The organism is Streptococcus sp. SC1, from assembly GCF_030272855.1.
In the GTDB taxonomy this organism is placed as follows: domain Bacteria; phylum Bacillota; class Bacilli; order Lactobacillales; family Streptococcaceae; genus Streptococcus.
The window spans coordinates 395361-412485 of sequence record NZ_JAQCMU010000002.1 but is presented as its reverse complement, the minus strand read 5'-3'; the positions used below and the strand labels follow the sequence as shown (position 1 = coordinate 412485).

General features: G+C 42.4%; 16 protein-coding genes. 13 read left to right on the top strand and 3 right to left on the bottom strand.

The genetic code is table 11. The annotated features are described in order from the left end of the window. The first annotated feature begins 18 nt into the window (after positions 1-18). From PAN94_RS04895 to lacD, 6 genes are all read left to right on the top strand, one after another. Positions 19-1494 carry a PTS galactitol transporter subunit IIC gene (locus tag PAN94_RS04895; protein ID WP_125370638.1) on the top strand — a complete coding sequence of 492 codons (1476 nt, stop codon included), beginning with the start codon at positions 19-21 and terminating at the stop codon, positions 1492-1494. Between the two features lie 157 nt (positions 1495-1651). Further along, on the top strand, positions 1652-2548 hold the full coding sequence (locus PAN94_RS04890) for an aldose 1-epimerase family protein (RefSeq protein ID WP_285874916.1): 897 nt from the start codon (positions 1652-1654) through the stop codon (positions 2546-2548). A 145-nt stretch (positions 2549-2693) separates the two neighbouring features. After that, positions 2694-3119, top strand: a complete 426-nt coding sequence (lacA, locus tag PAN94_RS04885) for a galactose-6-phosphate isomerase subunit LacA (RefSeq protein WP_285874914.1) — start codon at positions 2694-2696, stop codon at positions 3117-3119. A 30-nt stretch (positions 3120-3149) separates the two neighbouring features. After that, the gene (gene lacB, locus PAN94_RS04880; protein ID WP_125370635.1) at positions 3150-3665 is read left to right on the top strand and encodes a galactose-6-phosphate isomerase subunit LacB; all 516 of its coding nucleotides are present in this window, start codon (positions 3150-3152) and stop codon (positions 3663-3665) included. Between the two features lie 10 nt (positions 3666-3675). Then, entirely contained in the window at positions 3676-4605 is a 930-nt protein-coding gene (locus PAN94_RS04875) for a tagatose-6-phosphate kinase (protein WP_285874912.1), read from the top strand. Position 4606: 1 nt separating this feature from the next. After that, positions 4607-5587, top strand: a complete 981-nt coding sequence (gene lacD, locus PAN94_RS04870; protein WP_285874910.1) for a tagatose-bisphosphate aldolase — start codon at positions 4607-4609, stop codon at positions 5585-5587. Positions 5588-5626: 39 nt separating this feature from the next. Here lacD and PAN94_RS04865 read toward each other — a convergent pair whose 3' ends face one another. From PAN94_RS04865 to PAN94_RS04855, 3 genes are all read right to left on the bottom strand, one after another. Beyond that, the gene (locus PAN94_RS04865; RefSeq protein ID WP_285874909.1) at positions 5627-5890 is read right to left on the bottom strand and encodes a GIY-YIG nuclease family protein; all 264 of its coding nucleotides are present in this window, start codon (positions 5888-5890) and stop codon (positions 5627-5629) included. Further along, entirely contained in the window at positions 5880-6626 is a 747-nt protein-coding gene (locus PAN94_RS04860; protein ID WP_285874908.1) for a tRNA1(Val) (adenine(37)-N6)-methyltransferase, read from the bottom strand. Before PAN94_RS04860 ends, PAN94_RS04865 begins: the two co-directional genes overlap by 11 nt. A gap of 92 nt (positions 6627-6718) precedes the next feature. Further along, a complete protein-coding gene (locus PAN94_RS04855) occupies positions 6719-9058 on the bottom strand; it encodes a cation-translocating P-type ATPase (protein ID WP_285874906.1) in 2340 nt (779 codons plus the stop codon). A gap of 157 nt (positions 9059-9215) precedes the next feature. On the opposite strand from PAN94_RS04855, the gene PAN94_RS04850 reads away from it, so the two are divergent. The 7 genes from PAN94_RS04850 (at position 9216) to tuf (ending at position 17087) form a co-directional block, all read left to right on the top strand. Then, positions 9216-9956 carry a lysophospholipid acyltransferase family protein gene (locus tag PAN94_RS04850; protein WP_005590662.1) on the top strand — a complete coding sequence of 247 codons (741 nt, stop codon included), beginning with the start codon at positions 9216-9218 and terminating at the stop codon, positions 9954-9956. A 126-nt stretch (positions 9957-10082) separates the two neighbouring features. Further along, positions 10083-10778, top strand: a complete 696-nt coding sequence (locus PAN94_RS04845; protein ID WP_268730968.1) for a helix-hairpin-helix domain-containing protein — start codon at positions 10083-10085, stop codon at positions 10776-10778. Then, a complete protein-coding gene (locus PAN94_RS04840) occupies positions 10759-12999 on the top strand; it encodes a DNA internalization-related competence protein ComEC/Rec2 (protein WP_285874903.1) in 2241 nt (746 codons plus the stop codon). Before PAN94_RS04845 ends, PAN94_RS04840 begins: the two co-directional genes overlap by 20 nt. Before the next feature lie 106 nt (positions 13000-13105). Continuing rightward, the gene (locus PAN94_RS04835) at positions 13106-14041 is read left to right on the top strand and encodes a DUF805 domain-containing protein (RefSeq protein WP_285874902.1); all 936 of its coding nucleotides are present in this window, start codon (positions 13106-13108) and stop codon (positions 14039-14041) included. A gap of 271 nt (positions 14042-14312) precedes the next feature. Next, a complete protein-coding gene (locus tag PAN94_RS04830) occupies positions 14313-14783 on the top strand; it encodes an RNA polymerase sigma factor (protein WP_285875006.1) in 471 nt (156 codons plus the stop codon). Continuing rightward, a complete protein-coding gene (locus PAN94_RS04825; RefSeq protein WP_285874900.1) occupies positions 14770-15768 on the top strand; it encodes an anti sigma factor C-terminal domain-containing protein in 999 nt (332 codons plus the stop codon). Before PAN94_RS04830 ends, PAN94_RS04825 begins: the two co-directional genes overlap by 14 nt. 122 nt (positions 15769-15890) lie before the next feature. Then, on the top strand, positions 15891-17087 hold the full coding sequence (gene tuf / locus PAN94_RS04820) for an elongation factor Tu (RefSeq protein ID WP_005590656.1): 1197 nt from the start codon (positions 15891-15893) through the stop codon (positions 17085-17087). Positions 17088-17125 lie beyond the last annotated feature (38 nt).

Below are 17125 nucleotides of genomic sequence, written 5' to 3'. Positions count from 1 at the left end.
AAAAAGGGAGGAATTATTATGGATGTCATTATTGACCTAGCCAATAAGATTTTTAAACCCATCTTAGATATGGGTGGTCCTATCATCATGCTGATCATCTTGACAGTATTGGCTTTACTTTTTGGAGTGAAATTCTCCAAAGCGCTTGAAGGTGGTATCAAACTTGCCATCGCTCTTACTGGTATCGGTGCCATCATCGGTATGCTTAACGGAGCTTTCTCAGCTTCACTTGCTAAATTCGTTGAAAACACGGGTATCCAGTTGAACATCACTGACGTTGGTTGGGCACCACTTGCAACCATCACTTGGGGTTCTCCATGGACCCTGTACTTCTTGCTCATCATGCTCATTGTCAATGTTGTGATGTTAGCTATAAAGAAAACAGATACATTGGATGTAGATATCTTTGATATTTGGCACTTGTCAATTACTGGCTTGCTCATCAAATGGTATGCAGATAAGAGCCATGTAAGTCCTGCTGTATCACTTTTGATTGCAACTTTAGCAGTTGTCTTGGTTGGTGTCTTGAAGATTATCAACTCTGATTTGATGAAACCAACTTTTGATGATTTGTTGAATGCACCGAGTTCATCACCAATGACTTCAACTCACATGAACTACATGATGAACCCTGTTATCATGGTTTTGGATAAGATTTTTGACAAGTTCTTCCCTGGGTTGGACAAATATGACTTTGATGCTGCCGCTTTGAACAAGAAAATCGGTTTCTGGGGATCTAAATTCTTCATCGGTTTCCTTCTTGGTGTAGTTATCGGTATCATGGGAACTCCGCACCCAGTAGCAGGTGTAGAAGATGGCAACACATGGCAATTGGTTATTAAAGGATGGTTGTCTCTTGGTTTGACTGCCGGTGTCTGCTTGGAGCTCTTCTCACTTATCGGATCATGGTTTATCGCAGCCGTGGAACCACTTTCACAAGGTATTACTAACGTAGCAACAAAACGTTTACAAGGACGTAAATTCAACATCGGTCTTGACTGGCCATTTATCGCTGGTCGTGCAGAAATCTGGGCCTGCGCTAACGTACTTGCCCCAATCATGTTGATTGAAGCAGTTCTGCTTTCTAATGTAGGGAACGGTATCTTGCCATTGGCTGGTATCATCGCAATGGGTGTGACACCTGCCCTTCTGGTTGTTACTCGTGGTAAATTGCTTCGTATGATTGTCTTTGGAACACTCTTGTTACCACTCTTCCTTCTTTCAGGTACCCTGATTGCACCGTTTGCAACAGAACTTGCTAAAGGCGTAGGTGCCTTCCCTGAAGGAGTTAGCCAGTCTCAATTGATCACTCATTCAACACTTGAAGGACCAATCGAAAAACTCTTGGGCTGGACTATTGGTAATACTACTACAGGTGATATTAAAGCTATCATTGGTGCTATTGTCTTCCTTGGTGCTTATATTGGAATCTTTGCTTGGTACAGAAAGCAAATGATCAAACGGAATGCAGAATATGCAGCAAAAGCGAAATAATATCCGTTAACTATTGTTAAATATTGTAAGACTAGGGAAGCTAGATTGTCCATTTCCAAATGGGAATGTTGATAATCTAGCTTTTCCTATGTGATGAATACTAAGCAGAGAGAAGTCAGAAGCCTGCCTTTTTCTCTGAAGTAGAGAGGAGATTTGGATGGTGATTACGCTAGCAAATGATGAATTGACAGTGCAGTTTAAGCAATTGGGAGGAGCGCTTTCTTCAATCAAGGATAAGGATGGTGTAGAATACCTATGGCAGGGGGATGCAAACTATTGGAGTGGTCAAGCTCCAGTTCTTTTCCCCATTTGTGGGAGTTTGCGTAATGACACTGCTCACTATGCATTAAAAGATGGTCAAGAAGCAAGTGGAGTCATTCCTCGGCATGGTCTCGTTCGCAAGAGAGAATTTGAATTAGTAGAACAAACGGATACGAGTGTAACTTTTGCTATTGAGGACACAGAGGAAATGTTTCAGAACTATCCTTATCATTTCCGCCTATCAATTCGCTATAGCTTGACTGGTAAGAAGCTTCGTACCCAGTATATCGTAGAAAATCTTGGAGATAGTGGCGCTATGCCGTACTTCATCGGAGGTCATCCGGGATTTAACTGCCCTTTATTTGATGATGAAAATTATGAGGATTACTATTTGGAGTTTGAACAGGAAGAAACCTGCAGTGTTCCTCTCTCTTATCCTGAAACTGGTATGTTGAACTTTCTGGAACGTACAAGTTTCCTAGATCATCAAAAAGAACTAAATTTGGACTATGCCATCTTTGATAAAGATGCAGTGACCCTTGATGAGCTAAAATCACGGACCGTTGCTCTTCGTTCTCGGAATCATGATAAAGGGTTACGTTTAGATTTTCAAGAATTTCCAAATCTAATTATCTGGTCAACTATTAACAAAGGGCCATTTATAGCCTTGGAACCTTGGTCAGGTTTGTCGACCTCGTTAGAAGAGGGTGATTATTTAGAAAGCAAGAAAAATGTCCGTCTACTCCCAGCAGGAGAAAAAGAAGAAATTGGATTTGATATTACTATTTTTTAAAGAAAAATTTTAAAAATGTTTAAAAACAAACATATAATGTTGACAACGAACACGAAATGTTATATTATAAACTTGTGAATCAAATAACGTTTAATGTTTTAAAACATTTTAGTTCATTATATAGAAAATTAAAGGAGGACTTAATATGTCTATTATCATTGGTGCAGATGCTGCAGGTTTGAGATTGAAAGAAGTTGTGAAAGACTTCTTGGAAAAAGAAAACTTCCACGTTGTGGATGTTACGGCTGAAGGTCAAGACTTTGTCGATGTGACTCTTGCTGTTGCTGCAGAACTAAACAAAGAAGAACAAAACCTTGGTATCGTGATTGATGCCTATGGTGCTGGTCCATTCATGGTCGCAACTAAAATCAAAGGAATGGTTGCTGCAGAAGTTTCAGATGAACGTTCAGCTTATATGACTCGTGGACACAACAACTCACGTATGATCACTATGGGTGCACAACTTGTTGGTGATGAATTGGCTAAAAATATTGCTAAAGGTTTTGTTAATGGTAAATACGACGGCGGACGTCACCAGATTCGGGTTGATATGTTGAACAAAATGTGCTAATTAGATTACAGTAAGAAAGGTAAGATAAAAATGAGAATTGCAATTGGATGTGACCACATCGTAACAGATGAAAAAATGGCGGTTTCAGAATTTTTGAAATCAAAAGGATATGAAGTCATCGACTTTGGTACATATGACCACACACGTACTCACTACCCAATCTTTGGTAAAAAAGTTGGTGAGGCTGTAACTAGCGGTCAAGCTGATCTTGGGGTATGTATCTGTGGTACTGGTGTTGGTATCAACAACGCTGTAAATAAAGTTCCAGGAGTTCGTTCTGCCTTGGTTCGTGATATGACAACAGCTCTTTACGCAAAAGAACAATTGAACGCCAACGTTATTGGTTTTGGTGGTAAAATCACTGGCGAATTGCTTATGTGCGATATCATTGAAGCTTTCATCAATGCTGAATACAAACCATCTGAAGAAAACAAAAAATTAATTGCTAAAATTGAGCACGTTGAAAGTCACAATGCTCATCAAGCAGATGCAAACTTCTTTACAGAATTCCTTGAAAAATGGGATCGCGGTGAGTACCACGACTAAGAGGTGACGCATGATTTTAACAGTCACAATGAATCCATCCATTGATATTTCTTATCCTTTGGATGAATTGAAAATTGACACTGTCAACCGTGTGGTGGATGTGACCAAGACAGCTGGTGGTAAAGGTCTCAATGTTACACGAGTTCTTTCAGAATTTGGTGATTCTGTTGCTGCTACAGGTTTAGTTGGGGGCAAACTTGGTGAGTTTTTAGTAGAGCATATCGATGATAAAGTAACGAAACGTTTCTTCTCGATTCAAGGAGAAACACGTAACTGTATCGCTATCCTACACGGAGACAACCAAACAGAAATTCTTGAGAAAGGGCCTGAAGTTCTGGAACAAGAAGGTCAAGATTTTTTGGCTCATTTCGAGAATCTCCTTGACACTGTGGCAGTAGTGGCTATCTCTGGTAGTCTGCCAGCAGGTCTTCCAGTTGACTACTATGCAAGCTTGGTAGAACTTGCTAATCAAGCTGGCAAGCCTGTTGTTTTGGACTGCTCTGGTGCAGCACTTCAGGCGGTTCTTGAATCACCACATAAACCAACAGTCATCAAACCAAATAACGAAGAATTGTCTCAGCTTCTTGGGAAAGAAGTTTCTGAGGATTTGGATGAATTAAAAGAAGTTCTTCAAGAGCCTCTATTTGCAGGGATTGAGTGGATTATCGTTTCACTTGGTGCAAATGGTGCTTTTGCAAAACATGGGGATACTTTCTACAAGGTAGATATTCCAAGAATTCAGGTAGTTAATCCTGTCGGATCTGGAGATTCTACTGTAGCAGGGATTTCATCAGGACTTCTTCATAAGGAATCGGATGCAGAACTCCTCATCAAGGCAAATGTCCTTGGTATGCTCAATGCTCAAGAAAAGATGACAGGTCATGTCAATATGGCTAACTATCAAGCTCTATATGATCAATTAATAGTAAAAGAGGTATAAAATGGCTTTAACAGAACAAAAACGTGCACGCTTAGAAAAACTTTCAGATGAAAATGGAATCATCTCAGCCCTTGCCTTTGACCAACGTGGCGCTTTGAAACGCCTCATGGCTCAATACCAAACAGAAGAGCCAACAGTCGCTCAAATGGAAGAACTCAAGGTCTTGGTTGCAGATGAATTGACCAAATACGCATCCTCTATGCTTCTCGACCCTGAGTATGGACTTCCAGCTACAAAAGCGCTTGATGCCAATGCTGGTCTTCTCCTTGCTTATGAAAAAACAGGCTACGACACAACTAGCACCAAGCGCTTGCCTGACTGCTTGGATGTTTGGTCTGCCAAACGCATCAAAGAACAAGGCGCTGACGCTGTCAAATTCTTGCTTTACTACGATGTAGATAGCTCTGACGAACTCAACCAACAAAAACAAGCCTACATCGAACGCATTGGTTCAGAGTGTGTGGCAGAGGACATTCCATTCTTCCTTGAAATCTTGGCTTACGATGAAAAAATCGCTGACGCAGGTTCTGCAGAATACGCTAAAGTAAAACCACACAAGGTTATCGGTGCCATGAAGGTCTTCTCAGACCCACGTTTCAACATCGATGTCTTGAAAGTGGAAGTTCCAGTCAACGTCAAATACGTTGAAGGCTTTGGCGATGGTGAAATTGTGCATACACGCGAAGAAGCAGCAGCCTTCTTCAAAGAGCAAGATGAAGCGACTAACTTGCCATATATCTACTTGAGTGCAGGTGTATCAGCTAGACTCTTCCAAGAAACACTTGTCTTTGCCCATGAATCAGGCGCGAATTTCAATGGTGTTCTTTGTGGCCGTGCAACATGGGCTGGATCAGTTGAAGCTTACATCAAAGACGGTGAGGCGGCAGCTCGTGAATGGCTTCGCACAACTGGATTTGAGAACATTGATGAACTCAACAAGGTTCTTCAAACAACAGCGACTTCATGGAAAAAACGCATCTAATTTAATCTTGAATGTAGAACTCAAAAAACGTAGTAAGTTTCAGGACTTACTACGTTTTTCTTCTATAAAAGCTAGTTTTTCAGCTCGTTTCTTCTTTTTGAAGAGGGCTTCAGCCGACATGGCTGCAGATTTGTCGGGATGTTCCTCTTGATAGATGAGTGTGACGGGCAATCGGGCGCGAGTGTACTTGGCTCCTTTTCCAGCCTGATGTGTTTTGAGGCGAGCTTCTACATCGGTGGTATAGCCTGTGTAGAGGGTGCCGTCTCCGCATTTAAGGACATACATATAGGCTTTATTTTCCATAGTAAATCTCTTGAATTTCTGGTGTATAGCTGCCGTCTTGCTCGTGTATAAAGAGGGGCGGGAGGATTTTCAGGCCGTCTGGTGAACCATCTTTAATAGCCTCAATTAAGAGCATATTGGCTTCTCTCCCCTGCTTGGGATAGACAAACTGGATGCGCTTGGGCGCTAGATTATGGTTTTTCATAGTTTCTAAAATATCCAAAAATCGGTCAGGACGGTGAACCATTGCTAAGCGACCATTGGACTTGAGAACTCGCTGGGCAATCGTGCAAATTTCTTCTAAATTCGTAGCAACTTCGTGACGCGCTAGCAGATAATGCTCACTGCCGTTAAGATTGGAATGTTCATCTACCTTGAAATAGGGAGGATTGCAGAGAATGATGTCAACCTTACTGCCAGGTATATGGGCGCCTAGATTTTTCAAGTCGTCATGGATGACCTGCATCTGTTGAGTAAGGTGATTTAATTCAATGGAACGCTGGGCCATATCGGCCAAACGTTCCTGAATTTCCACCGCTAGAATCTGGGCCCGAGTCCGTGTGCTAGCAAAGAGACCAACAGCCCCGTTTCCAGCGCAGAGATCGACGATGAGCCCTCGTTTGGGTAAGTTTGGAAAGCGAGAAAGCAGGACACTATCGACTGAATAGCTAAAAACCTCGCTATTTTGAATGATTTTTATATCAGTGGAAAAGAGTTGGTTGATTCTTTCTCCGTCTTTTAATTTTGCTTCTGTCATACCAACATTATAGCATGATTAAGTGCTATTCCAAAGAAGAAAGAGAAATTTTATAGGAAAAAACACCTGACAGAAACAGTCAGGTGCGAATATTAGTTGAATTCATATTTTTGCTTGATAGTACAAGCGATGAAAATTCCGATAAAGAAAACCATGAGAATCAGATAGACTGGCAAGGTTGCGGCTGTCAGCGTTGCAATTTCCAAAAGGTGTTGCAGAACAAAGGCGGATAGATAGAAGCCTGCGACTGAAAAAATGATCAGAAGAGCGCGCCAGAGGTTGAGTGGTAGGCAGGCCCGGATGACGGACAGGAAGCTGATGCTGCCTAGTAAGTAGTAGGTCAGAGTGGCCATTTCAATGTCGCTCCAGCCATGGCTGCTGCCCCAGATACGGACAAATAGCACACTGAAGATAATCATGAGGGAACTTGGCAGAGCTAGCTGCAGGGAGCGTTTGAGGAAGTGCTTTTCAACCGGCTTAATATTGCGCTCAAAAGTGAGGACAAAGGGTGGGAAACCTTCGACAAACTGGTCAATCAAGGTGATTTGAATCGGGATGAATGGGAAAATCAAGAGGTATTCCGGTTTTCCTAGCAGGATACTGGCAATACAGATGATAGCCAGGATGAAAGAATAAATGGTCTTGATGAAGAAAATCGGAGCAATCCGGCCGATATTGTTAACGACCCGGCGACCTTCAAAAAGAATCTCAGGGACATCGTTAAAGTCGGAGTTAAGAAGGACCAAGTTGGCAATCTGCCGAGTTGCGGGGTCGCCCTCCGCCATGACGATGGAGCAGTCTGCTTCGCGCAAGGCCAAGATATCATTAACACCATCTCCGGTCATGGCTGTTGTCCGACCAGCAGCCTTAAGAGTCTGGATGAGCAGCTTCTTCTGATGAGGAGAAACACGACCGAAGATGGCTGTTTCTTCTGCTTGCTCAACTAGTTCTTGGTCGCTGATTTTAGAGCAGTCGATGTAGCTGTCGTAGTTGGCAAATCCAGCCTGGCTCGCGATATGCGAAACGGTCACAGGATTGTCACCAGAGATGATTTTCAGATCAACATCCTGAGAACGCAGATAGTCCAGTGTCTCAGCCGCTCCCTCACGAATAGGATCAGTGATTTCCAGAACAGCTAAAGCGGTCATATCTTCAGGCAGTTGGATACTGTGTTTGTCTAGCACTTGGTCGCTGTGAGCCAGTACCAAAACCCGCGATCCTCGTTTTTGAGCCTCTCCAACCGCTGCAGGATTGCTGTCCAGCAGCATTTCAGGTGCTCCCAAAAAGATAGTTCCGACACTGGATAAATGCATAGCGCCCCATTTTCGGTCACTAGAAAATGGGATGACATTGTCGCTAGTATAGGCATGGTCCAGATGGCCGTAGCCCTTGCGGATAGCCTGGGCGGTTGGGTTATTATCCTCGCTGGTTTGGATGTAGGCTGCTAAGATTTGACCGACTGTCTCATTAGAAAACTTATCTGACAGGCTATGCAAGGCTTCAACAGTCATCTTACCTTGGGTAATTGTCCCGGTCTTGTCCAGACAGAGAGTATCCACCCGAGCCAGTGTTTCAACAGAATACATTTCCTGAACAAGAACCTTGCGCATACCTAGCTTGATGACAGCTGTCAGAAGTGACGTGACTGTCAGCAGGGCGATTCCCTTTGGCAGCATACCCAAAAGGGCTGTCGAGCTGGTAATGACAGAGTTCTTGACAGGCAGTCCCTTTATCATCAGGGCTTCAAAGAAGAGAGCCAATCCGAAAGGAATGATGATTTTTCCAGTAAAGCGGGAAATTTTCGCAAGATTGTATAGAATGCGCGAGTTGATAGGCTTGAGTGTTTTAGCCTCAGTCATGAGCTTGTTGGCATAGTTGTCTGCACCGACATGGTGTACCTCAGCATAAATCTGACCACTAGCCAGAAAGCTACCAGACAGCAGCTCAGCGCCTTCTTCCTTGAGAACCAAGTCGCTCTCCCCTGTCAGCATGGCTTCATTGGCCTCGGCAACCCCCTCTACCACACGGGCATCACTGGGAATTTGCTCACCAGCTGACAGCTTGATTAGGTCACCCAGTACAATTTCTTCTGGCTGAATTTTGACTTCCTGGCCGTCGCGGATGACTGTGACTAGCTCTCGGCTGACTAGATTGAGCTTGTCAATCATGTGCTTGGCCCGCAGTTCCGTGATAATACCGGTGACAGCATTAAAGCTGATAACTGCGAAGAAGACCAGATTGCTCCAGGCTTGGACAGAGACCAAGGCCAGAGCAATCACAAAGTTAAGGGCATTAAAAAGGGTGAAAACATTCCGCTTAACGATTTGCCAGTTACTAGTACTGGTGTCACTTGTAAAATCGTTGGTCAAGCCCTGCGAAATCTTTTCATCTACTTGGGTTTGGTTTAAACCGATTAATTCTTTCTTATTCATGAAAATAATGATACCATTTTTTTATAGAAATAGCTATCAGAATCAGCTGTTACAGCCAAAGTTTGGAAAAATATTGCAGACTATAATGGGATAGGGTATAATGAGAAAGGATGTAACAAATTTCAAGTACAATCACAGTTTGAAATAAGGAGAGTTTATGTTTTATACTTATTTGCGAGGTCTAGTGATTTTTATTCTCTGGGCTTTGAATGGCAATGCCCATTACCATAATAAAGAGAAGATTCCTTCACAAGATGAAAACTACATCTTAGTGGCTCCTCACAGAACATGGTGGGATCCAGTTTACATGGCTTTTGCGACCAAGCCCAAGCAGTTTATTTTCATGGCTAAGAAACAGCTCTTTGAAAATCGCGTGTTCGGCTGGTGGATTCGCATGTGTGGTGCCTTTCCTATTGACCGGGAAAATCCTGGTCCGTCAGCGATCAAATACCCTGTCAATATGCTGAAAAAGAGCAATCGTTCTCTGATTATGTTCCCGAGCGGCAGCCGTCATTCTACGGATGTCAAGGGAGGAGTGGCAGTGATTGCTAAGATGGCTAAGGTTCGGATCATGCCGGTTGTCTATGCTGGTCCCATGAGCCTCAAAGGCTTGGCAGCTGGGGAGCGCGTGGACATGAACTTCGGCAATCCAATTGATATTTCTGATATCAAAAAGATGAATGATGAGGGAGTTGAGGAAGTGGCTCGTCGGATTCAGGCAGAGTTTGACCGCTTGGATGCAGAAGTAGCGCCCTACCAGACAGGTAAAAAACCAAATATCTTCTGGCGGATTTTACGAGCAATTGCCTTTATTCCAGCAGCTTTGATTGGTATTTTGACCTTCATTTTTAGTTTCCTTGCAAGCTTTGTCTGGGATCCAGATAAGCATAGAAAATAATGCTAACAGCTTTTAGATTTTTATCTAAAGGCTGTTTTAGTTTTTCTTATTTATATTTGGAACTTTGTTTCAGATTTTTATATTTTCCCTTTTCTTTTACGAATATAAAGATAAAGGAGAAAAATTATGTTTGAAGAAATAGTTGAAAAATTAAAGGAATACAAGATTTTTGTTGGACTTTCTTTGATAGGAGTCGTCTTGGCTGGCTTTTTCTTGCTGAAGGGCAACGCTCAGCCACAGAATCAGGTCAGTGCACTGGCTCAGGAAGTGGTTACATCAGCTTCATCTGAAACTAATGCAGAAAAAAGAAGTGCGAATCAAGAAAAAATCGATTCAGAAAAAGATATGGATTCAGAGGAATCTGAGAAAGAAGTCACCGTTGATGTCAAAGGAGCTGTCAAAAATCCAGGAGTTTATCAGTTGCAGGCAGGAGCGCGTGTGCATGATGCCCTACAAAAAGCAGGTGGCCTATTGCCAGATGCCGAGTCAAAATCCATTAACCAGGCTCAAAAATTAACAGATGAGGCAGTTGTCTATGTAGCTAAAGTCGGTGAGGAAGGAGCAGATGTGACGCAAGCTAGTCAGACGCCCGCTGGAAATGGAGAAACGGCAAAAGGGAAGTCTGGCTTGGTCAATCTCAATACGGCGACCGAAGCTGAACTTCAGACAGTTTCAGGCATCGGTCAAAAGAAAGCGCAAGATATCATCGCTTATCGGGAAGCCAATGGCAAGTTTAAGTCAGTAGATGAGCTGAAAAATGTTTCAGGAATCGGTGCAAAAACCTTAGAAAAATTAAAAGACTATGTCACAGTGGATAAATAAATTTCCTATCAAACCAATCTATTTCTGTCTTTTGCTGGTGCTGGCCTACTTTGCGATTTACACTAGTAGTCTGCCAGCTTATCTAGGTTTGGCAGTCCTCCTTGTTCGACTCTTTTGGCTTTATCCGACCAGAAATAGTCTACTTGTTTTGGTGTTCTTGAGTCTCTTTGCAGGATTTTTCCTATTTCGGAGAGAAGTGGCTAATCAAGCCTTTCAAGATGAACCGAAAATCATTTCTACCATTGTGATCAAGCCAGATACAATTAAAGTCAATGGCGACTCGCTTTCTTTTCGTGGTTATTCCAATGGTCGAACCTATCAGGCCTTTTATAAAATCCAGTCAGAAAAGGAAAAAATCACTTTTCAAAAGCTGAGCGATCAACTCCTTGTGAAGATTGATGGAGAACTTAGTTTAGCAGAAGACCAACGCAATTTTTCAGGTTTTGACTATCGGGTTTATCTAAAAACGCAGGGGATTTACAGGATTTTGAAAATCAATCAAATCAAGTCCAGCCAGCATTTTAGCAGTTTTAATCCTTGGGACTGGCTGTCGGTTTGGCGGAGAAAGGCCCTGGTTTATATCAAGGAAAATTTTCCTAGTCCCATGAGCCACTATATGACTGGACTCTTGTTTGGTGATTTGGATACAGATTTTGCCGAGATGAATGAACTTTATTCCAGTCTGGGAATTATCCACCTCTTTGCCCTATCTGGGATGCAGGTCGGCTATTTCATGGACGGTTTTCGCAGGATTCTCCTCAAATCTGGTTTGAAAAGAGAAACCGTCGATTGGATACAACTACCCTTTTCCTTTATCTATGCGGGTTTGACGGGCTTTTCAGTGTCGGTCGTGAGGAGTTTAGTACAAAAGCTGCTCTCGCAGTTTGGTGTGACTAAGCTGGATAACTTTGCTTTAACGATCATGCTCCTAGCCATTTTCATGCCAAATTTTCTCTTGACGACGGGTGGCGTTCTTTCCTGTTCATATGCTTTTGTCATCTCTATCATGGATTTTGAAGCATTACCTCCTATGAGAAAGGTGCTGGCAGAAAGTCTGACCATTTCACTGGGCATTCTACCGATTCTGATTTTCTATTTTTCAGAGTTTCAGCCTTGGTCTATTCTGCTGACCTTTCTATTCTCAGTTGTTTTTGATCTTTTTATGCTTCCAGCCCTGACCTTTATTTTTGCCCTATCACCTCTTTTGAAAATCACTCAGGTCAATGTCTTATTTGAACTGTTGGAAGGGCTAATCCGTTGGACGGCCTCTATTTCTTCTCGACCAGTGGTTTTTGGTCAGCCATCTATCTGGATGATGCTAGGCCTGCTTATTACTCTTGGCTTGCTCTATGATTTTCATAGGCAGAAGAAAGTTGTGACCTTACTTAGTTTGACTCTTGCTCTGCTATTTTTTCTTACTAAACATCCTCTACAAAATGAAATTACAGTCATTGATATTGGGCAGGGAGATAGTATATTTTTGCGCGATTGGCGGGGGAAATCTGTTCTGATTGATGTGGGTGGTCGAGTGGAGATTGGCAAAAAAGAAGCATGGCAGAAGAGGACTGCTTCGACAAATGCAGAAAAGACCTTGATTCCCTATCTGAAAAGTCGGGGAGTGAGTCGCTTGGATGTACTGGTTTTGACCCACACAGATGCCGATCACATGGGTGATATGTTGGAGGTGGCCAAGCATTTCTCTATAAAGGAAATTTATGTATCTAAGGGAAGTTTGACCCAGTCGGATTTTGTGGAGAAATTGGAGCGGATGCAGACGGGAGTTCATGCGGTAGAAGTAGGAGATAGCCTTCCAATTTTTGATGGAGCTTTGCAAGTTCTCTATCCTGAGGAGACGGGTGACGGCAGTAATGACGACTCTGTCGTCTTGTATGGGCAATTTTTTGGAACCAGCTTTTTGTTTACGGGAGACTTAGAGGAGAAAGGCGAAGCTACCTTGATGCGGCGTTTTCCGCAACTCAAGGTGGATGTCTTAAAAGCAGGACACCACGGTTCTAAGGGCTCCTCCAGCCCAGAATTTTTACATCAGCTTCAGCCCAAAATTGCCCTCATTTCTGCCGGTAAGAATAACCGCTACAAGCATCCTCATCAGGAAACTCTGGACAGATTTGAGAACATTCAGACACAGATTTTTCGTACAGATGAACAAGGAGCCATTCGCTTCAGCGGCTGGGGTTCATGGGAAATTGAAACGGTAAAGTAACCCCTGTTTCCTTTCTCTGAGAGTGAGCCAGGATTAACTTACCTTGATTTCGAGCTAAAATTATGATACAATGAATCCTGTTAATAAAAATTTAGAGGAGATTTCTATGTTTTCTGCTTATAAAAAATTTTGGACTCGTTATGCAGACTTTAGTGGTCGTTCAAGCCGTTCAGATTTCTGGTGGGTTGTCCTATGTAATTTTTTGATTTCTCTACCATTTTCGTTGATTGCCTTTTTCGGCTTCCTCATTCCACTTTTTAGTGAAATTTATTATGCGGGATTGTACGATTATGAACCTGATTTATCTGGAGCTATGGCTGGCGCTGGTTTAGCTGTGTTCATCATGTTCTTGCTTACCATCTATTGGCTTGCAACGATCGTTCCCTATCTTGCTATCACAGTTCGTCGTCTTCGCGACGCTGGCTTCCACTGGTCATTTATTTTTCTGGGAGTAGGACCAACAATAGCTTCTCTCATTCCAGTTTTGAATATTTTAGCTGCTTTGGTTTCTCTGCCATGTGCTATTGCTCTGATTGTCTTGCTTTGCCAAGCTAGCAAACCAGCTCAGCCAGTTAATGGGGCTCCTTATGGTCAACAAGGCTTCCAAGGTCAGCAATTTGGTCAAGCTCAACAACCAGTTCAAAACCAACAGTTTGCTCAGCCTGGATTCCAAGGACAACAACAGCCGACACAAAACCAACAATTTGGTCAAGTTCAACAGCCAGCTCAAAACCAACAGTTTAGTCAGCCTGTTCACCAAGACCAACCATTTGCTCAGCAACAAGCACCCGTTCAGAATCCAGAATTTGGTCAGCCTCAGCAACCTTTTGGTCAGAATCAAGTGAACCAGCCAACTCAACCGTTTGCTGCTAGCCAAGCCCAAACTCAAGAGTCAACTCAATCAGCATTCTCAGCCTCAGTTTCAGAACCAGCTGAATCAGTCCATTCAGTGGAAGCTCATCAGTCTCAAGCTGAAACTGCAGAACAGGCTCTGGGAACTGCTTTTGAACAAATCACTAACTCAGAGTCAATCTCTCAATAAAATCTATAAGATATTAACCCTAGATAGTTTCAATCTATCTGGGGTTTCTTTGTCGTCTTTTAAACTTTTGTAACCAAAATGACTTTCTATTCGTTATACTAGTAGAAAGGGGGAAGAATAGAAAAGCAGTTTCAAATGAGAAGTAGCAGCTGTGAGCTTTGGATTAGAAAGGCTTTTTTGTTATTCTTTTTAAAGAAGTGCAAATAATGAGAGATTTTAGGGGAAGTTGTGGGGAGGTGAGATTATCAAACTGGATGAATACGAAAACATCTTGATTGGCTTTGCCCGAGAGATTGTCTTCTACTTGCAAAAGTCAGGAGCTTCTAAGGCCGAAGCAGAAGATGTGGTGCAGGATGTTTTTGTCAAAATGTTAGAGACTGATCTGGTCATCCCAGCAGAGAAGATGCGAGCTTGGATGTATCGGGTTTCCATCCGCTGCTATATCGATCGCTATAGGCGCGATCAGCATTATCTAGAAATTTTGCAAAAGGAATTTTTTAAACAAGATGTGATTCAACCATTTGAAAACGACCATTATGAGCTGTTAAGGACGATGATAGAAGAGCTCCCTACCAAGGAAGCAATGCTATTAGATCTTTATTATTTCCAAAATTTTACAGTAAAGGAAATCGCTCAAATTATGTCGTATTCTGTAAGTAAAGTGAAAGTGCAACTCATGCGTAGCCGAATTAAGCTCCGCCATAAATTGGAAAAGAAAGGATATAAAAATGGAAACATTTGAAATTTTAGCGAAGAAAAGTAAAAGAAAACGACTTTGGAAGACAGTTGCCATCAGTAGTCTTGTCTCCTTAGCTTTATTGCTTTTACTAGGAAAGGGATTGATAGAATTAGCCTCTAGTAATGGTCGAAATTTGCAGAAAGAGTACGAAGTTATGTCGGAAATCGCCTACCCTAATGTTGACTATGACAGTCTTTACTACACTCAAAATTCTTTGTTTTCAGGAACCTTACATTCTGATCGTTTCAAAGATTTAGATGGAGTGAAGGTGGCTTATCCTTCCTATGAGGGGAACTATTCACTCATAGGTGCTTTTAGAGATCCGACTGCGGAAGGGACTTATTTGTCTCTCTCAGGAACCTATACGCGAACCCTGCGTCAAAAATATCCGGTCTTCTACAATATTAATGCTAAAGGAACAATAGATACAAAGCGAATCCCTCAAGAACTTGCTTCTGTCAAAGAAATGCCGAATCAATTGGTGGAAGTAGCTTTGACTTTTGATAAAGCTTATACCTATAAGGAAATCCAGCAGATGATACCGAACAATCTCAAAATCAACTGGTACTGGATTGGCAGTAAGTCAGAAGATGTTGACAATACTGGGGCATTGCGCACTGATCCTAAGACGACTTACGGAGCTAACGCTGGTCTTCTCTTTACTTATGATTCAGATGTTAGAAAGAAGGCAAAAGAGGCTAAGAAAGAGCAGCAGACTTTCTTGGATTATCTGAAAAAGGCAGATAAAAATCTTTTCCCAAGTGTTAGTGGGTACAACACGTACAATGATGTGGAGTCCTATCTCAAGAAATTTGGTCAGCTAGATATTCGTGAAGCAGAAAATCGGGATCAATTGACTTTCTCCGGTGTCATCCTGACAGGAAAAGCTGAAAATTTCACTCAATTAGAAGGAAAAGAGTGGATTTATGCTTCGAGTATCGGTGCTTCCGTTCCCAATCAGCCTTACTATAAGCTAGATAAGGAATAATTGACAAAAAATGTGTAAAAGGCTTGCATTTTCAGTAAAATTTGATAAAATAGTAAGGAAAGTTAGACTGTATTGCCTACTGTCTATCTATAAAATATATTTTATTGGAGGCTTTTACTCAAATGGCAAAAGAAAAATACGATCGTAGTAAACCACACGTTAACATTGGTACTATCGGACACGTTGACCACGGTAAAACTACTTTGACAGCAGCTATCACAACTGTATTGGCACGTCGCTTGCCTTCATCAGTTAACCAACCAAAAGACTATGCGTCTATCGATGCTGCTCCAGAAGAACGCGAACGCGGTATCACTATCAACACTGCGCACGTTGAGTACGAAACTGAAAAACGTCACTACGCTCACATCGACGCTCCAGGACACGCGGACTACGTTAAAAACATGATCACTGGTGCCGCTCAAATGGACGGAGCTATCCTTGTAGTAGCTTCAACTGACGGACCAATGCCACAAACTCGTGAGCACATCCTTCTTTCACGTCAGGTTGGTGTTAAACACCTTATCGTCTTCATGAACAAGATCGACTTGGTTGATGATGAAGAATTGCTTGAATTGGTTGAAATGGAAATCCGTGACCTCTTGTCAGAATACGACTTCCCAGGTGACGATCTTCCAGTTATCCAAGGTTCAGCTCTTAAAGCTCTTGAAGGTGATACTAAGTACGAAGACATCATCATGGAATTGATGAACACTGTTGATGAGTACATCCCAGAACCAGAACGTGATACTGACAAACCTCTTCTTCTTCCAGTCGAAGACGTATTCTCAATCACTGGTCGTGGTACAGTTGCTTCAGGACGTATCGACCGTGGTACTGTTCGTGTCAACGATGAAATCGAAATCGTTGGTATCAAAGAAGAAATCCAAAAAGCAGTTGTTACTGGTGTTGAAATGTTCCGTAAACAGCTTGACGAAGGTCTTGCAGGGGACAACGTAGGTGTACTTCTTCGTGGTATCCAACGTGATGAAATCGAACGTGGTCAAGTTATCGCTAAACCAGGTTCAATCAACCCACACACTAAATTCAAGGGTGAAGTTTACATCCTTACTAAAGAAGAAGGTGGACGTCACACTCCATTCTTCAACAACTACCGTCCACAGTTCTACTTCCGTACAACTGACGTTACAGGTTCAATCGAACTTCCAGCAGGTACTGAAATGGTAATGCCTGGTGATAACGTAACTATCGACGTTGAGTTGATCCACCCAATCGCCGTTGAACAAGGTACTACTTTCTCTATCCGTGAAGGTGGACGTACTGTTGGTTCAGGTATGGTTACTGAAATCGAAGCTTAATTCGATTTCGTTCCCAGATAACAATTATAAAATCAGAC

Bases quoted from the DNA above. Each gene is read 5' to 3' on its own strand.
- PAN94_RS04855 (WP_285874906.1), bottom strand. From the start codon at position 9,058: ATGAATAAGAAAGAATTAATCGGTTTAAACCAAACCCAAGTAGATGAA.
- PAN94_RS04860 (WP_285874908.1), bottom strand. From the start codon at position 6,626: ATGACAGAAGCAAAATTAAAAGACGGAGAAAGAATCAACCAACTCTTT.
- PAN94_RS04840 (WP_285874903.1), top strand. From the start codon at position 10,759: ATGTCACAGTGGATAAATAAATTTCCTATCAAACCAATCTATTTCTGT.
- PAN94_RS04835 (WP_285874902.1), top strand. From the start codon at position 13,106: ATGTTTTCTGCTTATAAAAAATTTTGGACTCGTTATGCAGACTTTAGT.
- lacD (WP_285874910.1), top strand. From the start codon at position 4,607: ATGGCTTTAACAGAACAAAAACGTGCACGCTTAGAAAAACTTTCAGAT.
- PAN94_RS04825 (WP_285874900.1), top strand. From the start codon at position 14,770: ATGGAAACATTTGAAATTTTAGCGAAGAAAAGTAAAAGAAAACGACTT.
- PAN94_RS04865 (WP_285874909.1), bottom strand. From the start codon at position 5,890: ATGGAAAATAAAGCCTATATGTATGTCCTTAAATGCGGAGACGGCACC.
- PAN94_RS04895 (WP_125370638.1), top strand. From the start codon at position 19: ATGGATGTCATTATTGACCTAGCCAATAAGATTTTTAAACCCATCTTA.
- PAN94_RS04845 (WP_268730968.1), top strand. From the start codon at position 10,083: ATGTTTGAAGAAATAGTTGAAAAATTAAAGGAATACAAGATTTTTGTT.
- PAN94_RS04890 (WP_285874916.1), top strand. From the start codon at position 1,652: ATGGTGATTACGCTAGCAAATGATGAATTGACAGTGCAGTTTAAGCAA.
- tuf (WP_005590656.1), top strand. From the start codon at position 15,891: ATGGCAAAAGAAAAATACGATCGTAGTAAACCACACGTTAACATTGGT.
- lacB (WP_125370635.1), top strand. From the start codon at position 3,150: ATGAGAATTGCAATTGGATGTGACCACATCGTAACAGATGAAAAAATG.
- PAN94_RS04875 (WP_285874912.1), top strand. From the start codon at position 3,676: ATGATTTTAACAGTCACAATGAATCCATCCATTGATATTTCTTATCCT.
- lacA (WP_285874914.1), top strand. From the start codon at position 2,694: ATGTCTATTATCATTGGTGCAGATGCTGCAGGTTTGAGATTGAAAGAA.
- PAN94_RS04850 (WP_005590662.1), top strand. From the start codon at position 9,216: ATGTTTTATACTTATTTGCGAGGTCTAGTGATTTTTATTCTCTGGGCT.